The sequence below is a fragment of the Paracraurococcus lichenis genome (genome assembly GCF_030657435.1).
GTDB classification, from domain to species: Bacteria; Pseudomonadota; Alphaproteobacteria; order Acetobacterales; family Acetobacteraceae; genus Paracraurococcus; species Paracraurococcus lichenis.
Window position 1 is genome coordinate 70,435 of the sequence record NZ_JAUTWS010000023.1, and the last position, 16,498, is coordinate 86,932.

The window sequence follows — 16,498 nt, forward strand, 5'->3', positions numbered from 1 at the left end:
CTGCCACATGGATAGTCGGCAAGGCGACGCCCGTCCCCGGGCAGGCTATGCTGGCCGGCGACGTGGGAGGCTTGCATGCGGCACTGGGTGCTGGCGCTGCTGCTGCTGGCGGGGCCGGCGGCGGGGCAGGGGCTGAAGGGGCCGGCGCCGGTGGAGAGCCGCCTCGGCGGCCTGCCGGCGGACCTCGCCGGCTGGCGCCGCGGAGCGGTGACGGATTTCGAGTCGCGGCCGGGCGGCGCCGGCCTCGGCGCTGGAGCCGAGTTCCGCCCGGCGGTCGGCGGCCCGGGCGTCGCCACGGTCTATCTCTACGATCGCGGGATGACCGGCCTGCGCGAGGGCATCGGCTCGCCCGAGGTGGAGGGCGAGATCCGGACGGCGGTGGGGGAGATCGAGGCGGTCGGCCAATTGCGTCGCTACCGTGTCGCCGGGCGCGGCGCGCCGCTCGACATCGCCGGGCCGGGCGGCCGGCCCGGGCTGCGCTGCCAGCCGCTGGTCCTGGCCTTCGAGGGCGGCAACCGCGCCGACAGCACGGTCTGCGTCGGCGTGGTGCAGGGGCGTTTCCTGAAGCTGCGCATGACGCTGCCGGCGACCGCCGAGGACGTCTCGGCCAAGGTCCTGGCCGGCTTCGGCCAGGCGGTGCTGGCGGAACTGCAGCCGGCGCCGCCCGCGCCGGTCGCCCGCCGGGCGGGACGCTAGGGCGGACCTCCGCGGCGCGGGCACGCTCCGGGACGTGCCTCCGCCCTGCACGTCAGGGGCCCGGAGCATTCCCACGCTGCGCAGCCAGCCTGGGAATGCTCCAGCCCGGCACCTATCCCGGTATGCGAACCGGCATGCTGCGGATGCCGTGGATGAAGTTCGAATAGACCCGCTTCGGCGCTGCCAGCACCTCGATGCGCTCGAAGCGGGCCAGGATCTCCTCCCACAGGATCCTGAGCTGCAGCTCGGCGAGGCGGTTGCCGACGCAGCGATGCACGCCGAAGCCGAAGGAGAGGTGCTGGCGCGCCCGCGGCCGGTCGATGATGAAGCGGTCGGGCTCCTCGATCGCCTCCGGGTCGCGGTTGCCGGAGACGTACCACATGCAGACCTTGTCGCCCGCGCGGATGGCCTTGCCGCCGAGTTCGAAGTCGCGGCTGGCGGTGCGGCGCATGTGGATCACCGGCGTGACCCAGCGGATGATCTCGGAGACCATGTTGGGGATCAGCGCGGGGTGGGCGCGCAGCTTGTCCCATTCGCCCGGGTTCTGGTGCAGGGCGTAAAGGCCGCCCGACATGGAATTGCGCGTGGTGTCGTTGCCGCCGACGATCAGCAAAGCAAGGTTGCCCATGAACTCGCGCAGCGGCATCTCGCGCGTCGCCTCGCCATGCGCCAGCATCGACAGCAGGTCGAAGCCCGGCGCCCTGGCCTTGCGCTCCTCGAAGAGCCGGCCCATCGCCTCGGCCATCTGCTTGAGTTCGGCGAAGCGCTCCTCCTCCGAGCGCACCGGCGCCTCGGGATCCGTCACGTCCGCGATGGCGACGTCGGACCACCAGGTCAGCTTCCGGCGCTCCTCGATCGGGAAATCGAAGAGGGTCGCCAGCATCAGCGTGGTCAGCTCGATCGAGACGCGCTCGACCCAGTCGAATTCCTCGTTGCGCGGCAGGCCGTCCAGTACCTGCCGCGTCCGCTCGCGGATCAGCGGCTCCATATTGGCGAGGTTGCCCGGCGCGACGATGGGCTGCACCACCTTGCGCTGCTCGTCATGCTTCGGCGGGTCCATGCGGATGAAGCTCGGCCGCTGCATGTCGCGGGGCTGGTCCAGCACCTGGATGCCGCCGAGCTCCGAGGAGAAGACCTGGTGGTTCACCTCGGCCGCCATGATGTCCTTGTACTTCGTGATGGACCAGTAGGGGCCGAAGCGGCTCTCGGCGCACCAGTGCACCGGGTCCTCCCGCCGCAGCCGCTCGAAATAGGCGAAGTAGCTCTGGTCCTGGTAGAGGGCGGGGTCGCTGACGTCGAAACGCTCGAGCGGGAGCTGGAGCGCGCGCCGGTCGGGGATGGCGTTCATGGGTCGTTGTCTCCCTTGCGGGGCCGCGTCTGCGCGCGGCGCCCGGGGAGACTAGCGGAAGCCGCGCGGGCCCGGGGACAGAAATCCGCCCCGGGGCGAGAGGGTCAGGTCTCGACCGGCGGCAGGCTCGCCAGCAGCCAGCGCGCGATGGCGGCCGCCCTGGCATCCTGGTTCGGTTGCGCCATGACCTGCAGGCCGACCGGCATGCCGCCCACCGCCAGCAGCGGCACCGTCACCGCCGGCGCGAAGAGCATCGAGGACGGCGCATTGAAGACGAAGTCGCCGGTCGGGCGCGGTTCGAGCGGCTGGCCCGGCACGTCGCCCCCCCAGAGCGGCGCGGGGCCGGGGCAGGCGAGGGCGATCACCGCATCCGCGAGCGGCGCAATGCGGGCATGGCGCGCCTGCGCCTCCTCCCGCACCGCCAGCGCGGCCTGGTAGTCGGCGACCGTCATCGCCTCGGCCTTGGCCAGCACCCCTTTGGCGCGCGCGCTGACGCCTTCGGGGTGCAGGTCCACCAAGTTCCGTGTGCTCCAGCGGTTCTCCCAGCCGGTGATGGCATTGCAGGTGGCGCGGGCATCGCCGATGCCCTGCTCGAAGCGCTCGACCAGCGGATGGTCGCCGCGGCGGAGCAGCGTCACGCCCGCAGCCTCCAGCCGCGACAGCAGCGTGGCGAAGGCAGACTTGCTCGCGGCGTCCAGCGCCTCCCAGCCCTCCGTCTCCATGACAACCAGCCGCTCCGGCCTGAGCGGCGCGGGCGGCGCGGCGGGGCCGGTCAGCGCCACCTTGCCCGGGTCGCCGCCCGCCCGGGAGGCGATGGCCATGGCCACCAGCCAGGCATCCTCCACGCAGCCGGCATGCGGGCCATGGGTGCTCATGCTCGTCGCCTGCCGCTCGCCGCGATTGATGCCGCCCTGGGTCGGCTTCAGCGCGACATTGCCGCAATAGGCCGCGGGCCGGATGATGCTGCCGCCGACCTGCGTGCCGATCGCGGCCGGCACCATGCGCGCGGCGACCGCGGCCGCCGAGCCGGAGGAGGAGCCGCCCGGCGTGCGCCGCGCATCGAAGGGGTTGGTCGTCGGCCCCGGATGCGCACCGCCGAGTTCCGTCGTCACGGTCTTGCCCAGCACCACCGCGCCGGCCTCGCGCAGCGCCCGCACCGCGGCATTGTCCCGCTTCGGGAAATTCCCCTTGTAGGCCGCGCAGCCCATCTCCGTCGGCATGTCCCGCGTCTCGAGCAGGTCCTTGATGCCGATCGTCATGCCGTCGATGGGCGAGAGCGGCCGGCCGGCCTTCCAGCGCGCGGTGCTGGCATCGGCGGCCGCGCGTGCTCCGGCCTCGTTCAGCGCGGCCCAGGCGCGGACCACCGGCTCGCGCTCGGCGATCGCCGCGAGGCAGCGCTCCAGATAGGCGCGCGGCGTGTCGGTGCCGTCGCGGAAGGCGGGCGCCTGGTCGTGCCAGGTCAGCGCGCGGAACTCCTTCGGCGAGTAGCTGCCCATTCCCCGATCCTCCTTCGTCATCGCAACAGGCTATCCCACACCGGCAGGCCGAGCAGCGCCGCCAGCGCGATCATGCCGTAGCAGGCGAGGCGGAAGCTCCGCTCGCTGGCCAGGCCGAACATATGCGCCCCACCCCAGATGCCGGCGGCATAGGCCGGCGCGGCGACGAGGAAGGGCGCGAGCAGCCGCGCATCCAGCAGCCCGGCGGCGGCATAGGCGATGCCGGCCAGCGCGGCGCCGGCCGCCAGGTACAGCGCGAAATCGGCACGCAACTGCCGTGCCGGCCCCTCCCGCCCCAGCAGATAGGCCAGCACCGGCGGCCCGCTGACCATGGCGATGCCGCCCAGCACGCCGCCCGCGAGGCCGAAGCCGAGCGTCACCGGCCGCGTCGGCCGGCCGCGGAAATGCCAGCCGGAGACCAGCAGCCCGAGCAGGCCGAGGATGACGAGCGAGACGCCCCAGCGCAGCGCCAGCGGGTCCGCCAGCGCCAGCACCGCGGCGCCGAGCGGCGTGCCGAGCGCGGCACCGAGCGCGAGCCAGCCCACCTCCCGCCGGTCGGCGAGGCTCCAGGCGCCGGGCGTCAGCAGCGCGATCGCCACCACTTCCAGCGCCAGCATCAGCGGCGCCGCCTGCCGCGTGCCGAGGCCGATGGAGGCCAGCGGCACGAAGATCAGCGCCGCGCCGAAGCCGGAGAAGCCGCGCGCCAGGCCGCCCGCGATCGCCGCCGCCAGCAGCCAGGTGAGGGCCGCGCCCTGCGGCAGGTCGGAGAAGAGGTCCATCGGGGTGCATCCTCGCCCGCCATGCCGCGCCCGGAAAGTCCCGCATCCCCCGCGCGCGCGGCCCGTTCGGGCCGCAGCGGAGAAGGAGACGCGCGGTGGACCTGAACACTATCCGGCACGGCATGGCGGTGGTGGGCGCGGACGGCCAGCCCCTCGGCACCGTCGATTATGCGGAGGCGAGTCGCATCAAGCTGCGCCGCAACGACCCCGGCGCCGGCGGGCAGCATCACTGGGTGCCGCAGGGCATGATCGACCGGGTGGAGGGCGACACCGTCCGCCTGACCATGCCGGCGGCGCAGGCCCGCAGCGCCTGGCTGGGCGAGGCCGCGGTGCAGTCGCCGCTCGGCGAGGGGCCGGTGGGCCTCGGCGACGAGCAGACCGGCACCGGCGGCCAGTCCATGGTGCATGCGCCGGAGACGCTGGAGACGACCGCGAGGGGCGAGCCCGGGCCGCGCCCGGACAAGCCGCTGCCCGATGCGCCCAGCCGCGACAAGGACCGCGACATGCGGCGCTGAGCGGCAGCGGGCCGGGAAGAGGCCGGGCGCCGGGCCGGCTGCTCTCCTCCCCCCGCCTGGACGCCCCCGCGCCGCCTTGGCACTCTCCGCGGCCTTCGGGCCCGGAGGGAACACCATGTCCAAGGTCATCATCAGCTGCGCCGTCACGGGGGCGATCCATACGCCCAGCATGTCGGACCACCTGCCCATCACCCCGCAGGAGATCGCCGAGCAGGCGATCGCCGCGGCCGAGGCCGGCGCCGCCATCCTCCACCTGCATGCCCGCGACCCGAATGACGGCCGCCCGACGCCGGACCCGGCGGTCTTCATGCAGTTCCTGCCGGTCATCAAGCAGTCCACCGACGCGGTGATCAACATCACCACCGGCGGCGGCCTCGGCATGACGGTGGACGAGCGGCTGGCGGCGCCGCTGCAGGCGAGCCCGGAGATGTGCTCGCTCAACATGGGCTCGATGAACTTCAACATCGCGCCCTCCGCGGCGCGGGTGAAGAAGTTCAAGTACGAGTGGGAGCGGCCCTACCTGGAGGGCACCACCAACTTCATCTTCCGCAACACCTTCCAGGACATCGAGCAGATCGTCGAGAAGCTGGGCAAGGGCCACGGCACGAAGTTCGAGTTCGAGTGCTACGACATCGGCCATCTCTACAACCTGGCGCATATGCTGGACCGCAAGGTGGTGGAGCCGCCGCTCTTCGTGCAGTCGATCTTCGGCATCCTGGGCGGCCTTGGCGCGGAGCCGCGCAACCTGCTCTTCATGCGGGAGACGGCGGATCGGCTCTTCGGCAAGGACTATGTCTGGTCCGTGCTGGCGGCGGGGCGCAACCAGATGCCCTTCACCACCATGGCCGGCATCCTCGGTGGCAATGTCCGCGTCGGGCTGGAGGACAGCCTCTGGCTCGGCAAGGGCGTGCAGGCGAAGAGCAATGCCGAGCAGGTCGCCAAGATCCGCCGCATCCTGGAGGATCTCAGCCTCGAGATCGCAACCCCCGCCGAGGCGCGCGAGATCCTGGCGCTGAAGGGCGGCGACCGGGTGAAGTTCTGAAGTTAGGCGGCCGGGCGCGGTCACGCCCGGCCGGACCGCCACCGCTCAGTTCGTGCCGAAGAAGCGGAACAGCCGCTGCAGCATGTCGCGGCCGTCGAGGCCTTCCGGCTCGCGCCCGGGCTCGGGTGGCGCCTCCCGTGCGAAGCGGGCCAGCGCGTCCTTCGTCCCGGCCAGGCGCAGCTCCACCGGCTCCGCCGTGCTGCTCTGGCCGGTGCCGCCGACGATCCGCACCAGGGCCGTTGGCGCGGCCAGCAACTCCTGCTCGGCGCGGGCCGCATCCTCGGCCCGCGGGGCGCAGACCACGCTGCGCCCCTCCAGCCCGCAGGGCATCTCGAAGAGCCGGTTGGGCGGGAAGCGGAGCTGCGCGGTGCCGGTCAGGGCGAGCAGGCCGCGCGTCGCGCCCTCGATCGTCAGATCGCGCGCGGTCACGGCGGGAACCAGCCGGCCGCGCCGGTCGATGACCTCCAGCGCCAGGCCGGGTGTGGCGCCGGAGGGGCGCTCCACCCACTCGCGGTGGCGCAGCACGCAGGCGGTGCGGTCCGTCATCCGGTCCTGCTGGCAGGCGAGGCGCCAGCTCCCGATATCCTCGGCCGGCTGGGCCGCGGCGGCCAGCGGCAGGGCAAGGACGAGGGCCAGGGTCGTGATGCGGGTCATGGACGGGACGATACCCTGCGGAAGGGAGGCGAGGCGATGACGCTTGTGCGGCTGCCGGACGGCACGGAGGTCCCGGCGCTCGGCCAGGGCACCTGGCATATGGGGGAGCGCGGCGCGGACCGGGCGAAGGAGGCGGCGGCGCTCCGCCTCGGCCTCGATCTCGGGATGACGCTGGTCGATACGGCGGAGATGTATGCCGAGGGCGGCGCCGAGGAGGTGGTGGCCGAGGCCATCGCCGGGCGGCGCGACGAGGTCTTCCTCGTCTCCAAGGTCTATCCCCACAATGCCGGGGGTCGGAAGCTGGAACAGGCCCTGGCCCGCAGCCTGAAGCGGCTGCGGGTCGAGACGCTCGACCTCTATTTGCTGCACTGGCGCGGCTCGATCCCGCTCGAGGAGACGGTCGAGGGCATGGAGCGGATGCGCGCGGCGGGGCGGATCCGGCGCTGGGGCGTCTCCAACCTCGATGTCGAGGACCTGCAGGAGATCGGCCCGGCGCTGCGGGACTGCGCGGCGGACCAGGTGCTCTACAATCTGGAGGCGCGGGGAATCGAGTTCGACCTGCTGCCCTTCTGCCGCCGGCATGGCCTACCGGTGATGGCCTATTCGCCGGTCGGGCAAGGCGGCGCGCTGCTGCGGCACGCGGCGCTGCAGCGGGTCGCCGCGCGGCATGGCGTGACGCCAGGACAGGCGGCGCTCGCCTGGACCCTGCGCGGGCCCGGGGTGATCAGCATCCCGAAGGCCGCCGACCCCGAGCATGTGCGGCAGAATGCGGCGGCGCGCGACATCGGTCTGACGGCCGAGGACGAGGCCGAACTCGACGCCGCCTTCCCGCCGCCGACGCGCAAGCGCTCCCTGGCGATGCTGTAGCGGCATGGCGCGGGTCCTGGGCTTCGCGCTGCTGCTCTTCGCGCTCGGCCTCGCGGCCTATGCCTCCTGGAGTGCCTGGGACGCGGCCGGCGAGGTGGAGATCGGCTTCCATGGCGTGGTGGCGATGCTGCTCGGCGCCGTCTTCACCCTGCTGCTGGCCGGCGGGCTGGTGGCGCTGATGCTGTTCAGCCGCCGCCGCGGCTATGACGACGAGGCGGCGGAGGGCATGCGGCGGCACCAAAGGGATTAGCAGCGCGCCGTCAGAAACAACTGTGGCGTGCATCGACGCTCCGTGATCACGCGAGGATTGCGCGCCCGGGGAGGGATGCCGAGAGTTCCCGCTCAGCCTGCGACCGAAGCAGCAGGCGGGGAGGAATGCATGGCCCAGGAAAGCACAGTCCAGGAAAGCACCGTCCAGGACAGGCCGGATTTCGACGCCGTCGTCATCGGTGCCGGGTTCTCCGGCATCGGCGCGCTGAAGTCGCTGCGGGACAGGCTGGGCCTGAAGGTCCGGGTCTACGAGGCCGGCGAGACGGTGGGCGGCACCTGGTACTGGAACCGCTATCCCGGCGCCCGCTGCGATTCCGACAGCTATGTCTACTGCTTCACCTGGGACAAGCAGCTCCTGCAGGAGTGGGAGTGGTCGGAGCGCTATCCCGAGCAGCCGGAGATCCTCCGCTACCTCGAGCATGTGGCGAAGCGCCATGACCTGAAGCGCGACATGCGCTTCAACACGCGCGTCACCGGCGCCGAGTTCGACGAGGCGCGCGACCTCTGGACCGTGCATACCGACCAGGGAGAGGCCGTGACGACGCGCTTCCTGATCACCGCCGTCGGCACGCTGTCCACCCGCAACATCCCCAAGGTGCCGGGCCTCGATCGCTTCCAGGGCAAGTGGTACCACACCAGCAATTTTCCGAAGGGCGGCGTGGACTTCACCGGCAAGCGCGTGGCGGTCATCGGCACCGGCGCGACCGCGGTGCAGGCCATCCCGATGATCGCGCAGCAGGCCAGGCACCTGACCGTCTTCCAGCGCACCGCCAACTACTGTGTGCCGGCGCGCAACGGCAAGGTGGACCCGGACCTCGTGGCCAAGCGCAAGGCCGACTACGACGGCATCGTGCAGCGCATCCGCGAATCGCCCTTCGGCCAGGAGCACTGGCCGATGCAGAAATCCGTCTTCGACGTGCCGGCGGAGGAGCGCGAGAAGATCTTCGACGCCATGTGGGACCGCGGCGGCTTCGCCTTCTGGCTGGCGAACTTCCAGGACATGCTCTCGAATGCCGAGGCGAACGAGATCTGCGCCGACTACCTGCGCCGGCGCATCCGCCGCACGGTGAAGGACCCGGCGGTCGCGGAGCGGCTGATCCCGCGCAGCCACTACTACGGCACCAAGCGCCAGCCGCTCGACACCAACTACTACGAGACCTTCAACAAGGACAACGTGCTGCTGGTGGACGCCAAAACGGATGGCGAGATCGAGCGGATCACGGAGACCGGCATCCGCGCCGGCGGCAAGGACTACCCGCTCGACATCGTCGTCTTCGCCACCGGCTTCGACGCCATGACCGGCCCGCTCACCTCGCTCAACCTGCGCGGCCGCGGCGGGAAGACGCTGCAGGAAGCCTGGGCCGACGGGCCGCACACCTATCTCGGCATCGCGGTCGCGGGCTTCCCCAACCTCTTCACCATCACCGGGCCGCAGAGCCCCTCCGTGCTGACCAACATGCCGGTGGCGATCGAGCAGCATATCGAGTGGATCACCGACTGCATCGCCACGATGCGCGAGCAGGGCCGCAAGCGGATCGAGGCCGAGCCCGCGGCGCAGGAGGCCTGGGTGCACCACGTGAACGAGACGATCAGCGGGACGCTCTTCCCGACCGCCAATTCCTGGTACATGGGCGCCAATATCCCGGGCAAGCCGCGCACTTTCCTGCCCTATCTCGATCCGGCGGGCGTCGGCGGCTACCGCAAGCGCTGCGAGGAGATCGCGGCCAAGGGCTACGAAGGCTTCGCGCTGGCCTGAGCGACCGGGGGGAATACCATGTACGAGAACGCCTACTACTCGCAGGAGGTCCACGGCCCCTACGAGGTGCACGACATCGGCGACCTGGTGCTGGAGGAGGGCGGCACCATCCGCGGCTGCAAGCTGGCCGTCGCCACGCATGGCCGGCTGAACGCCGCCAAGGACAATGCCATCCTGATCCCCACCTGGTATTCGGGGACCAACAAGATCATCGAGCAGGTGCTGATCGGGCCGGGCCGCGCGCTCGACCCCGAGAAATACTTCATCGTCATCGTCAACCAGATCGGCAATGGGCTCTCCTCCTCCCCGCACAACACGCCGGCGCCGGCGGGCATGGCGAATTTCCCGCGCGTGCGCATCGGCGACGATGTCCGCGCGCAGCATCGCCTGTTGACGCAGACCCTCGGGATCGAGCGGCTGGCGCTCGTCGTCGGCGGGTCGATGGGCGCGCAGCAGACCTATGACTGGGCCGTGCGCTACCCCGACATGGTGCGCCGCGCCGCGCCCATCGCCGGCACCGCGCGCAACACCGTGCACGACTTCCTCTTCACCGAGACGCTGTGCGACGCCCTCACCTCCGACCCCGGCTTCGCCCGGGGCTTCTATGCCTCGCCCGACGACGTGCGGGATGGCCTGCTGCGCCAGGCCAAGATGTGGGCGGTGATGGGCTGGAGCACCGAGTTCTTCCAGCAGGAGAGGCACAAGGCGCTCGGCTTCTCCTCCATGGAGGATTTCATCGTCAACTTCATGTACGCCTATTTCCGGGTGATGGACCCCAACGACCTGCTCTGCATGGCGTGGAAATGGCAGCGCGGCGATGTCAGCCGCATGACGGGCGGCGACCTGCGCGCCGCGCTCGGGCGCATCAGGGCGAAGACCTTCGTCATCCCCATGTCCTCCGACATGTTCTTCCCGCCCGCCGACTGCCAGGCGGAGTGGCGGCTAATCCCGGATGCGGAGTTCCGCCCGGTCGAGACCATCGACGGCCATCTCGCGCTGTTCGGCGCGGATGCGAATGCCATCGCGCAGATCGACCGGCACCTGCGCGACCTGCTGGCCGCGCCTGTGCCGTGAAGGTTCAGGCCATTACCTCGACCATGGGCTGGTTCACCATCCCGAGGTGCAGGCGCTTCGCCGCGCCCGCCACCGCGACATCGAGGCCGGGGCGGGCATAGAACCGCCCGCGCACATGCAGGCAGGCGGCGATGCCGCGCAGGAAGGCCTCGGTCAATGACGGGTCGGGCGGCAGCGCCGTCTCCCAGAAGGCGTCCAGGCTGCCCTGCCAGGAGAGGCCGGGCACCTGGTAGATGGCCCGGCCCAGCGCCATGACCGGCCGCCCCAGCGCGATCGCCTGCACGCCGAGCGTGCTGTTGATGGTGACGACGCCGCGGCTCGCCAGGATCGCCGGATCCGCCGGCAGGGCGCCGTCCAGCAGGTGGACGCGGTCCGCGACGCCGGCCTCCGCCGCGATGCGGGCGAGGCGCGCGCCCCAGCCCTTCAGCCCGGGGTCCAGCGGGTGCACCTTCACCAGCAGCCGCCCCTCCGCCGGCGCGTAGCGCGCGAAGCTGTCCACCACCAGCCGCAGTGCCTGGTCATTGTCCCGGAAGTCGGAATAGGCGCGGAGGGAGTAGTCGTTCTCCATCTGCATGGCGCAACCGCAGATTGGGACGCGTGAGTCAAACATGCTGCAAAATCAGCAGCTTAGAAGATCGTAGGTCAAGTCGGCGTGTGCTAATCGCCTGCACATGACGGCTCCGAACCAAAGAAAAATAATGCGATCTTGATCACGTGTTCGGTAGTGGTTGCACGACGCAACACAGAACGAGCACGCACTCCGTGAGCAACGACCTCTTCAAGTTTCCCAAGAGACAAGCAAACAAGATCACCATCCAGAACGGCGCTGTCACTCTTACTCAGAGGAACGACGTGGCGTCTGCTACGTGGAGCTATCGCTTCACGCTCCCTGACGGCACCATTGAGCGCAGAAGTACCAGGACGAACGATCTACAGCAAGCTATCAAGATCGCCACTGATCGCTATCTGGAGGTTCAGTGGCGAGCTGAGAGAAAGCTTTCCTACAACCCGGTGACTTTTGCTCAGGCTGCCACCAGCTTGTTGGAACATCTCAAGCGAGAGCAGCAGCGTCAGTTCAAATCCAGCCGGCTGGTCCATATCCAGAAGTTGGAGACATACCTGATGCCGAGCATGGGCCACCTCGAACTCAGCCTGCTGGCCCCAAAAGACATCGACGATCTTATGCGGAGCTACGAGGACCAGTGGCTTCGCAACAAGGATATCAAGCGGCCCCGTGTGGTGGCTCGCAACCGCAAGGGCGAGCTGTACGACACTCCACGCGTCTACATGAGCAAGGGCACCAGCACCAAGCCGCCATCTGCTCTGTCTCGCAAGAGCTTTGAGGTCATCGTGCGCTGGGTAGTGGAGCATGCCGTGCGTCAGCGCATGCTGACCCGGGAAGAAATGCCACTCATCGAAGTCACTGCTGTCAAGGTGCCTCGGCGTGGAGCGTTTGACGAGGATGAGGAGACACGGCTGCTGAATCGCTTGGAGCAACGCATCAGCGAGGTCTCTGATCCCAACCACATCAGCTCCCGCCGCCTGCTGTGGCTGTGGACTCGCTTCCATCTGCTGACGGGATTGCGGCCAGGTGAAGAGTCCAAGGATCTTCGCTTCGTAGATGTCGAATTCAAAGGCAATGCCACGCCGCACTACATCCTACACGTGCGAAAGGGCAAACGCGGCAGCCGCAAGGTCATCGTCAGCACCGCTTTGCAGGAGGTCATGCGCCTGCTGCGCGAACACCACCCTGACTACAAGCCGACCGCCTATCTATGGGTTCGCCAGGATGGGACGAAGATCAACACGTTCAGGGACGTCTTCATGCAGGTGTTGGAGGAGCTTGGCATGCTGACGTGTGACGACGGCAAGAAACGCACGCCTTATTCGCTGCGGCACACGCATGTCACGCGGGCAATCATGCGTGGCGTCAACATCTCCGCGTTGGCAAAAAACCTGGGCACCTCGCCGCACCACATCACTGCAACCTACGATCATGCTTTGCACACGCAGCAGGTGGACTCGATCCTGGGCGGTAGCGGAGGGAAGTAAGGGGTTGCGAACATCGTTGTGCCTGACACGAGAGTTTCGATGAGGCAGAAAAATTTTCCCGGCACGCTTCCGCGCAGACCGAACGGTAATCCCTTGACCGGCATCACACGAACGGGTAGCTCATACAGCGCTCGCGGGTAACCGGAGTGGGCAATCATCTATAGAACCACGGCGCAGGGCCAGTAGTTCGACCGAAGGAGATTGCTTAGGCACAAGCGCTCGCGGGTAACCGGAGCAGGCGGTTAGTCCTCGGACCACGGCACGGGGCCAGTGGTTTGGCTAAAGGAGATCGCCTAATGAACGACGTGGAGAGAGAACCCGCAAACGCGGAGGATGTGGAATCCTCCGCACCCGCGCTGGCTTCAACCAGCGCTCCGGTGGCCAACGCGCCTCCCACCAACAATGTCCCGTCGACGACACTCGACGACTTCGGGCTGACCATTGAGGAGATCAGCGCTCCGACAGCCCGCCCTGTCCTGCCCCTCAACGCCGTCGAGGGCCAGCGGAAGTTGGTTTGCGACAGGTTAGAGCGTACTAAGCAGGACATCAACTCTGGCAAGGTTCAAAAGGGGCCTTCCGATTACCGACGGGATGGCGGCATCTTCAAGGTGGTGCCTAAGCTTGGGAACGTTCCGCTGCTCCCGGTTGCTGCTAACGGGAAGCGGCAGGGGATCCCTGCCGGGAAGACACTGAAGGAAGTTGCCGCAACTATTGACAGGATCAAGCAGGCGGTGGAGGCAGGTGCTTTGGACGAGCATTTCCCAGATGCCATGAGGCGTCGGGAGAAGGCCATTCAGAATAAGCTGAACTCGCAGAAGCGGAACAAGTCGGCGAGAATCGGCAATACTACCGAGGAAGGTGCGTAAGCCCAAACAGCAACACGCCTTCAGGCAACGGCCGAGTCTTGCGACAATGTGGAGCCCGGTGCGATATAATCGCACCGGGCATTCTGCATCATGCTGACGCAGCTAAGGGCTCGTCGCATTAGCGACGAGCCCTCTGAGCAGCCTGGAATGAGAAGCGGACGCTCCTCAGCGGTATTTAAGCCTTTGCCTTCTTGGCCACCACTCAAGGCGAAGGCCCGGTGTTTCCACCGGGCCTCACTTTCCGCCGTTGACGCTATTCGACCTCAAATTATGCCCCGAGCTTAGCCCCTCGGGGAGTGAGCGCGGCAGACAATGCGATTACCCGCACTGCCAAGGCATAGCGTCTATGTCACCGACGCGGCGGATCACCAGCAAGGAGTGCGGCGCTTCACCCGTTACGGGCAACTGTATCCGATCTATTTACTCGTCGCGTTCAGTCATGGAAAAACCCACTCGCCGGGGTTAGGAGCGAATGGATTTTTCGCACATTGGAGGATTCTGCCCTACACACGCGACGGAATCACGTGGGTATTTAGCCTGCGTCACATGGTGCGAAGTTTATTGGCTGCATTCTGCAGGATGACCGCGCTGTCGTGCAACGCTGCGATCACTGCCGCCAAAGCCTCTTCCTTGTGGAGCGATGTGTTCGTGCTGTCCTGCTGGGCTACAGCCTCATAGGTTTCAACGTCGTGAAACTCGATTGGCACTGGCACCTTCTGAAAGCCCGCTGCCTTGATCGCCCAGGCATGCAGCTTCACTGACAAGCGCCCTTGCTCGCTGTAGATCCGGAAGGCGTTCTCGCTGATGCCCTGGTACTGCGGCTTGTTGTTGGCGTGAAGGGTGGCGAGAAAATCTGCTACTACGTCCATGATGAGTTCTCCTCATTCTCAATCTCGTTGGCTGCTCGGAGATATTTAACTTGGAACAGCGAAAACGGGGCTCAGATAAAGGAAAAGGGCAGGCTTTTTGCCTGCCCCTGTAAGCCCCTGTAAGGGGTCGCTAGCTAGCTGCGGCGCGCAGTACGACGCACGGGTTGCTGGACGGTGCTGTTGCCCTCAGCGGGCGTCTCTTTGCCCTTGCGGCCCCTCCTTGCAGCAGCAGTGAGGAGCACCTCGTCCAACTCGCCTTGCTGGACTGCTTCAACGAGCAGGTCGTAAGTCGTGAGCAGATCCTCTTTCGTGCTGCCAGCTTCCACCGATCGGCCGCCGGGCAGTGGGAGAGGGGAGGTGCCGTACTGCACTGACGTGAGATACACGTTGCCGTTTTTGAACCACCACGGCCGAAAGCGCCGTTCGCGCGTTTCACCGCCAACTTTGCGCGTAGCAGTGAAGCGTGTGCCGTCAATCGCTGCCTGCACGCTGGCTTTCTGCTCCTGTAGTGCAGCAACCAGTTTGGCTCTCACTCGCATAGCTGCATCGCTGGCCGCAGTGCTGCGGGCAACATCGACAATCTTCAACTTCGAAAGCATGTAATTGCTCCGGTTCTTCACCAGCCCTGCGCTGGCCAAAGTAGCCGAAAGCCAGAGTGATCCCGGATCAACCAAAGAATATTGCCATTTCAGGAAGAAATCGGTAGACGGGAGTGATCAACGGCTTCGTCATGGCGCCAGTTAGCCCTACGGAGCACAACCAAATGATTTTGATCGTTGTCGAATATAACCGCCGATCGCAGGAGCTTTGCCTGGATTCTGTGCAGCTAGAAGAGCTGAGGAAGCTCATAGAGGCGCTTGGTCTTGAGATGGAGGTGCATGTACTAACTGATTGACGGAGGGCGCTACACGACCCTTGTAGGGGCGGCTAGGGCAATCCTAGCCGCCTTTCCTACGTCAGCTACCTACCTCTCTCATGCTACCACTGGTCGGCTAGCTGCCAGATGGTGGTCCAGCACGCAGAGCACTCAATGTCCTCAAGCCGAGCCTTCACAAGGGCCTGCAAGCGGGGATTAGCGACCAGCTGCTGCCTAACCTCTGCGAAGTAGGCGGCCCTCTCTCCCATTAGCTGCTGATGCGCTCGTTGAATGCGGGCGTCGATGTCCGTATCCGAGTGAGACGGTGGTGCCGTGATAACGGGAATTTCGAAAGTGATTTTCTTGTCGTCACCGAGGACGGCTTTGATCGCCGCTACATTCGCCTCATACAACTTCCGAGCTTTCTCGTCGTTGGCAAAGCGGTCTTCGGTTTCCAGCGAATCAGCGGCGCGCTGTAGCGCCTTGGTGATCACGGTTCTCTCGGCATGAAAGGCTATTTCAGCCGGACTGGTGGCCTTTTGGACGGCTGCCCCGACAGTGAGGTCACGACTAACTTCAGTGATGAAGTTGTTGACGGCAGCAATACCACGGTTCACGTTCTCCAGCGGTCCTGGCTGCGTCGGCTTTGAGGTCGCAGTAGCCTCCACCTTTTGACTCGCTGAGATAGCCGTGCGTACCCTCTGGACTGCTTCGTCTGGTTTATTGAAGACGATCTTCGCGGGGATACGAATTGTGGTGTATCCCTTGCCGCGCAGGTATTCATCGCGGCTTCTGTCCCTGGCCACAGCTTCGGGTGATGAATGGTATGCCGCGCCGTCGATCTCAATCACGAGCCACTCATTGGCGAGGAAATCCACCCGGTACGGTGGAATCTTGACCTGCAGGTTCAGAGACAGTCCAACTCCCGTTAGAATACCTTTTTCTGGGGTTAGCCCGAAGGCAGGGATCATCGCTTCGAGAAAAGCAGTTTCTGCCGGCGAGTCGCAGAACGGTAGGAAATAGGTCTTCCATTTTGGGTCCGCCTTCGTGGTCGTCCAGCGGAGCGCGTACCATTCTTGTGGCGGTGGCGCTGGCGGATTCCGTAGAGAATCGATAATCGTCCAGCCGAAGAACGCCGCTAGTATGAACAGGTATGGAAAGACGAACCCACCCAGGATGAGCAGCCCAGTGACAATAAGGCGGATCTTGATTGTCTTCTCAAGCATTTCACATCGCACCCGGCGCAAATACCGATGGGAATTATCCGGTTTGCATGGATAATCTGTTAATGCAAAGGCCGGAGGGGGACTTTGCCCGTCCTCCGCGTACCAAGAACATGGGTTTGCAGATCAGCTCGC

17 protein-coding genes are annotated in these 16,498 nt (G+C 66.7%); 9 read left to right on the top strand and 8 right to left on the bottom strand.

What is annotated here, in order from left to right; genetic code table 11:
- Nucleotides 1–75 precede the first annotated feature (75 nt).
- Nucleotides 76–696 carry a hypothetical protein gene (locus Q7A36_RS21880; protein ID WP_305105875.1) on the top strand — a complete coding sequence of 207 codons (621 nt, stop codon included), beginning with the start codon at nucleotides 76–78 and terminating at the stop codon, nucleotides 694–696.
- A 112-nt stretch (nucleotides 697–808) separates the two neighbouring features.
- On the opposite strand, the gene Q7A36_RS21885 is transcribed toward Q7A36_RS21880, so the two are convergent.
- The 3 genes from Q7A36_RS21885 to Q7A36_RS21895 form a co-directional block, all read right to left on the bottom strand.
- Nucleotides 809–2,044, bottom strand: coding sequence for a cytochrome P450 (locus Q7A36_RS21885; protein ID WP_305105876.1), 1,236 nt, complete (start codon nucleotides 2,042–2,044; stop codon nucleotides 809–811).
- Between the two features lie 104 nt (nucleotides 2,045–2,148).
- Entirely contained in the window at nucleotides 2,149–3,561 is a 1,413-nt protein-coding gene (locus tag Q7A36_RS21890) for an amidase (protein ID WP_305105877.1), read from the bottom strand.
- Nucleotides 3,558–4,319 (bottom strand): sulfite exporter TauE/SafE family protein, encoded by a 762-nt coding sequence (locus tag Q7A36_RS21895; RefSeq protein WP_305105878.1) that lies wholly within the window; start codon nucleotides 4,317–4,319, stop codon nucleotides 3,558–3,560. The genes Q7A36_RS21890 and Q7A36_RS21895 overlap by 4 nt, the downstream gene beginning before the upstream one ends.
- A 95-nt stretch (nucleotides 4,320–4,414) precedes the next feature.
- Here Q7A36_RS21895 and Q7A36_RS21900 point away from each other — a divergent pair, with 95 nt between their 5' ends.
- Both Q7A36_RS21900 and Q7A36_RS21905 read left to right on the top strand, forming a co-directional pair.
- Nucleotides 4,415–4,834: a DUF2171 domain-containing protein gene (locus tag Q7A36_RS21900; protein WP_305105879.1), complete on the top strand. Its 420-nt coding sequence runs from the start codon at nucleotides 4,415–4,417 to the stop codon at nucleotides 4,832–4,834.
- Nucleotides 4,835–4,949: 115 nt separating this feature from the next.
- Nucleotides 4,950–5,876, top strand: coding sequence for a BKACE family enzyme (locus Q7A36_RS21905; protein ID WP_305105880.1), 927 nt, complete (start codon nucleotides 4,950–4,952; stop codon nucleotides 5,874–5,876).
- 45 nt (nucleotides 5,877–5,921) lie between these two features.
- Here the strand turns inward: Q7A36_RS21905 and Q7A36_RS21910 are convergent, their stop codons facing one another.
- Nucleotides 5,922–6,530, bottom strand: a complete 609-nt coding sequence (locus Q7A36_RS21910; protein WP_305105881.1) for a hypothetical protein — start codon at nucleotides 6,528–6,530, stop codon at nucleotides 5,922–5,924.
- A gap of 36 nt (nucleotides 6,531–6,566) precedes the next feature.
- On the opposite strand from Q7A36_RS21910, the gene Q7A36_RS21915 reads away from it, so the two are divergent.
- The 4 genes from Q7A36_RS21915 to Q7A36_RS21930 all read left to right on the top strand — a co-directional run bounded on the left by Q7A36_RS21915 (nucleotide 6,567) and on the right by Q7A36_RS21930 (nucleotide 10,497).
- On the top strand, nucleotides 6,567–7,397 hold the full coding sequence (locus Q7A36_RS21915) for an aldo/keto reductase (protein ID WP_305105882.1): 831 nt from the start codon (nucleotides 6,567–6,569) through the stop codon (nucleotides 7,395–7,397).
- Between the two features lie 4 nt (nucleotides 7,398–7,401).
- Complete coding sequence (locus tag Q7A36_RS21920; protein WP_305105883.1) at nucleotides 7,402–7,647, top strand: hypothetical protein; 246 nt, start codon at nucleotides 7,402–7,404, stop codon at nucleotides 7,645–7,647.
- Between the two features lie 129 nt (nucleotides 7,648–7,776).
- Entirely contained in the window at nucleotides 7,777–9,423 is a 1,647-nt protein-coding gene (locus tag Q7A36_RS21925) for a flavin-containing monooxygenase (protein ID WP_305105884.1), read from the top strand.
- A gap of 18 nt (nucleotides 9,424–9,441) precedes the next feature.
- Nucleotides 9,442–10,497, top strand: a complete 1,056-nt coding sequence (locus Q7A36_RS21930; RefSeq protein WP_305105885.1) for an alpha/beta fold hydrolase — start codon at nucleotides 9,442–9,444, stop codon at nucleotides 10,495–10,497.
- A gap of 4 nt (nucleotides 10,498–10,501) precedes the next feature.
- On the opposite strand, the gene Q7A36_RS21935 is transcribed toward Q7A36_RS21930, so the two are convergent.
- Nucleotides 10,502–11,071, bottom strand: a complete 570-nt coding sequence (locus Q7A36_RS21935; RefSeq protein WP_305105886.1) for a capsular polysaccharide export protein, LipB/KpsS family — start codon at nucleotides 11,069–11,071, stop codon at nucleotides 10,502–10,504.
- A 188-nt stretch (nucleotides 11,072–11,259) separates the two neighbouring features.
- On the opposite strand from Q7A36_RS21935, the gene Q7A36_RS21940 reads away from it, so the two are divergent.
- On the top strand, nucleotides 11,260–12,549 hold the full coding sequence (locus Q7A36_RS21940) for a tyrosine-type recombinase/integrase (protein WP_305105887.1): 1,290 nt from the start codon (nucleotides 11,260–11,262) through the stop codon (nucleotides 12,547–12,549).
- A 296-nt stretch (nucleotides 12,550–12,845) separates the two neighbouring features.
- Entirely contained in the window at nucleotides 12,846–13,415 is a 570-nt protein-coding gene (locus Q7A36_RS21945; RefSeq protein ID WP_305105888.1) for a hypothetical protein, read from the top strand.
- 542 nt (nucleotides 13,416–13,957) lie between these two features.
- Here Q7A36_RS21945 and Q7A36_RS21950 read toward each other — a convergent pair.
- From Q7A36_RS21950 to Q7A36_RS21960, 3 genes are all read right to left on the bottom strand, one after another.
- Nucleotides 13,958–14,284 (bottom strand): hypothetical protein, encoded by a 327-nt coding sequence (locus Q7A36_RS21950; protein ID WP_305105889.1) that lies wholly within the window; start codon nucleotides 14,282–14,284, stop codon nucleotides 13,958–13,960.
- 134 nt (nucleotides 14,285–14,418) lie between these two features.
- Entirely contained in the window at nucleotides 14,419–14,883 is a 465-nt protein-coding gene (locus Q7A36_RS21955) for a hypothetical protein (protein ID WP_305105890.1), read from the bottom strand.
- A 379-nt stretch (nucleotides 14,884–15,262) separates the two neighbouring features.
- Nucleotides 15,263–16,366, bottom strand: coding sequence for an endonuclease domain-containing protein (locus Q7A36_RS21960; protein WP_305105891.1), 1,104 nt, complete (start codon nucleotides 16,364–16,366; stop codon nucleotides 15,263–15,265).
- Nucleotides 16,367–16,498 lie beyond the last annotated feature (132 nt).

What these genes read in the sequence shown, in the direction of transcription:
- Q7A36_RS21915 (WP_305105882.1), top strand. Translation starts at nt 6,567, where the DNA reads ATGACGCTTGTGCGGCTGCCGGACGGCACGGAGGTCCCGGCGCTCGGC.
- Q7A36_RS21930 (WP_305105885.1), top strand. Translation starts at nt 9,442, where the DNA reads ATGTACGAGAACGCCTACTACTCGCAGGAGGTCCACGGCCCCTACGAG.
- Q7A36_RS21920 (WP_305105883.1), top strand. Translation starts at nt 7,402, where the DNA reads ATGGCGCGGGTCCTGGGCTTCGCGCTGCTGCTCTTCGCGCTCGGCCTC.
- Q7A36_RS21960 (WP_305105891.1), bottom strand. Translation starts at nt 16,366, where the DNA reads ATGCTTGAGAAGACAATCAAGATCCGCCTTATTGTCACTGGGCTGCTC.
- Q7A36_RS21880 (WP_305105875.1), top strand. Translation starts at nt 76, where the DNA reads ATGCGGCACTGGGTGCTGGCGCTGCTGCTGCTGGCGGGGCCGGCGGCG.
- Q7A36_RS21935 (WP_305105886.1), bottom strand. Translation starts at nt 11,071, where the DNA reads ATGCAGATGGAGAACGACTACTCCCTCCGCGCCTATTCCGACTTCCGG.
- Q7A36_RS21895 (WP_305105878.1), bottom strand. Translation starts at nt 4,319, where the DNA reads ATGGACCTCTTCTCCGACCTGCCGCAGGGCGCGGCCCTCACCTGGCTG.
- Q7A36_RS21945 (WP_305105888.1), top strand. Translation starts at nt 12,846, where the DNA reads ATGAACGACGTGGAGAGAGAACCCGCAAACGCGGAGGATGTGGAATCC.
- Q7A36_RS21955 (WP_305105890.1), bottom strand. Translation starts at nt 14,883, where the DNA reads ATGCTTTCGAAGTTGAAGATTGTCGATGTTGCCCGCAGCACTGCGGCC.
- Q7A36_RS21905 (WP_305105880.1), top strand. Translation starts at nt 4,950, where the DNA reads ATGTCCAAGGTCATCATCAGCTGCGCCGTCACGGGGGCGATCCATACG.
- Q7A36_RS21910 (WP_305105881.1), bottom strand. Translation starts at nt 6,530, where the DNA reads ATGACCCGCATCACGACCCTGGCCCTCGTCCTTGCCCTGCCGCTGGCC.
- Q7A36_RS21950 (WP_305105889.1), bottom strand. Translation starts at nt 14,284, where the DNA reads ATGGACGTAGTAGCAGATTTTCTCGCCACCCTTCACGCCAACAACAAG.
- Q7A36_RS21890 (WP_305105877.1), bottom strand. Translation starts at nt 3,561, where the DNA reads ATGACGAAGGAGGATCGGGGAATGGGCAGCTACTCGCCGAAGGAGTTC.
- Q7A36_RS21885 (WP_305105876.1), bottom strand. Translation starts at nt 2,044, where the DNA reads ATGAACGCCATCCCCGACCGGCGCGCGCTCCAGCTCCCGCTCGAGCGT.
- Q7A36_RS21925 (WP_305105884.1), top strand. Translation starts at nt 7,777, where the DNA reads ATGGCCCAGGAAAGCACAGTCCAGGAAAGCACCGTCCAGGACAGGCCG.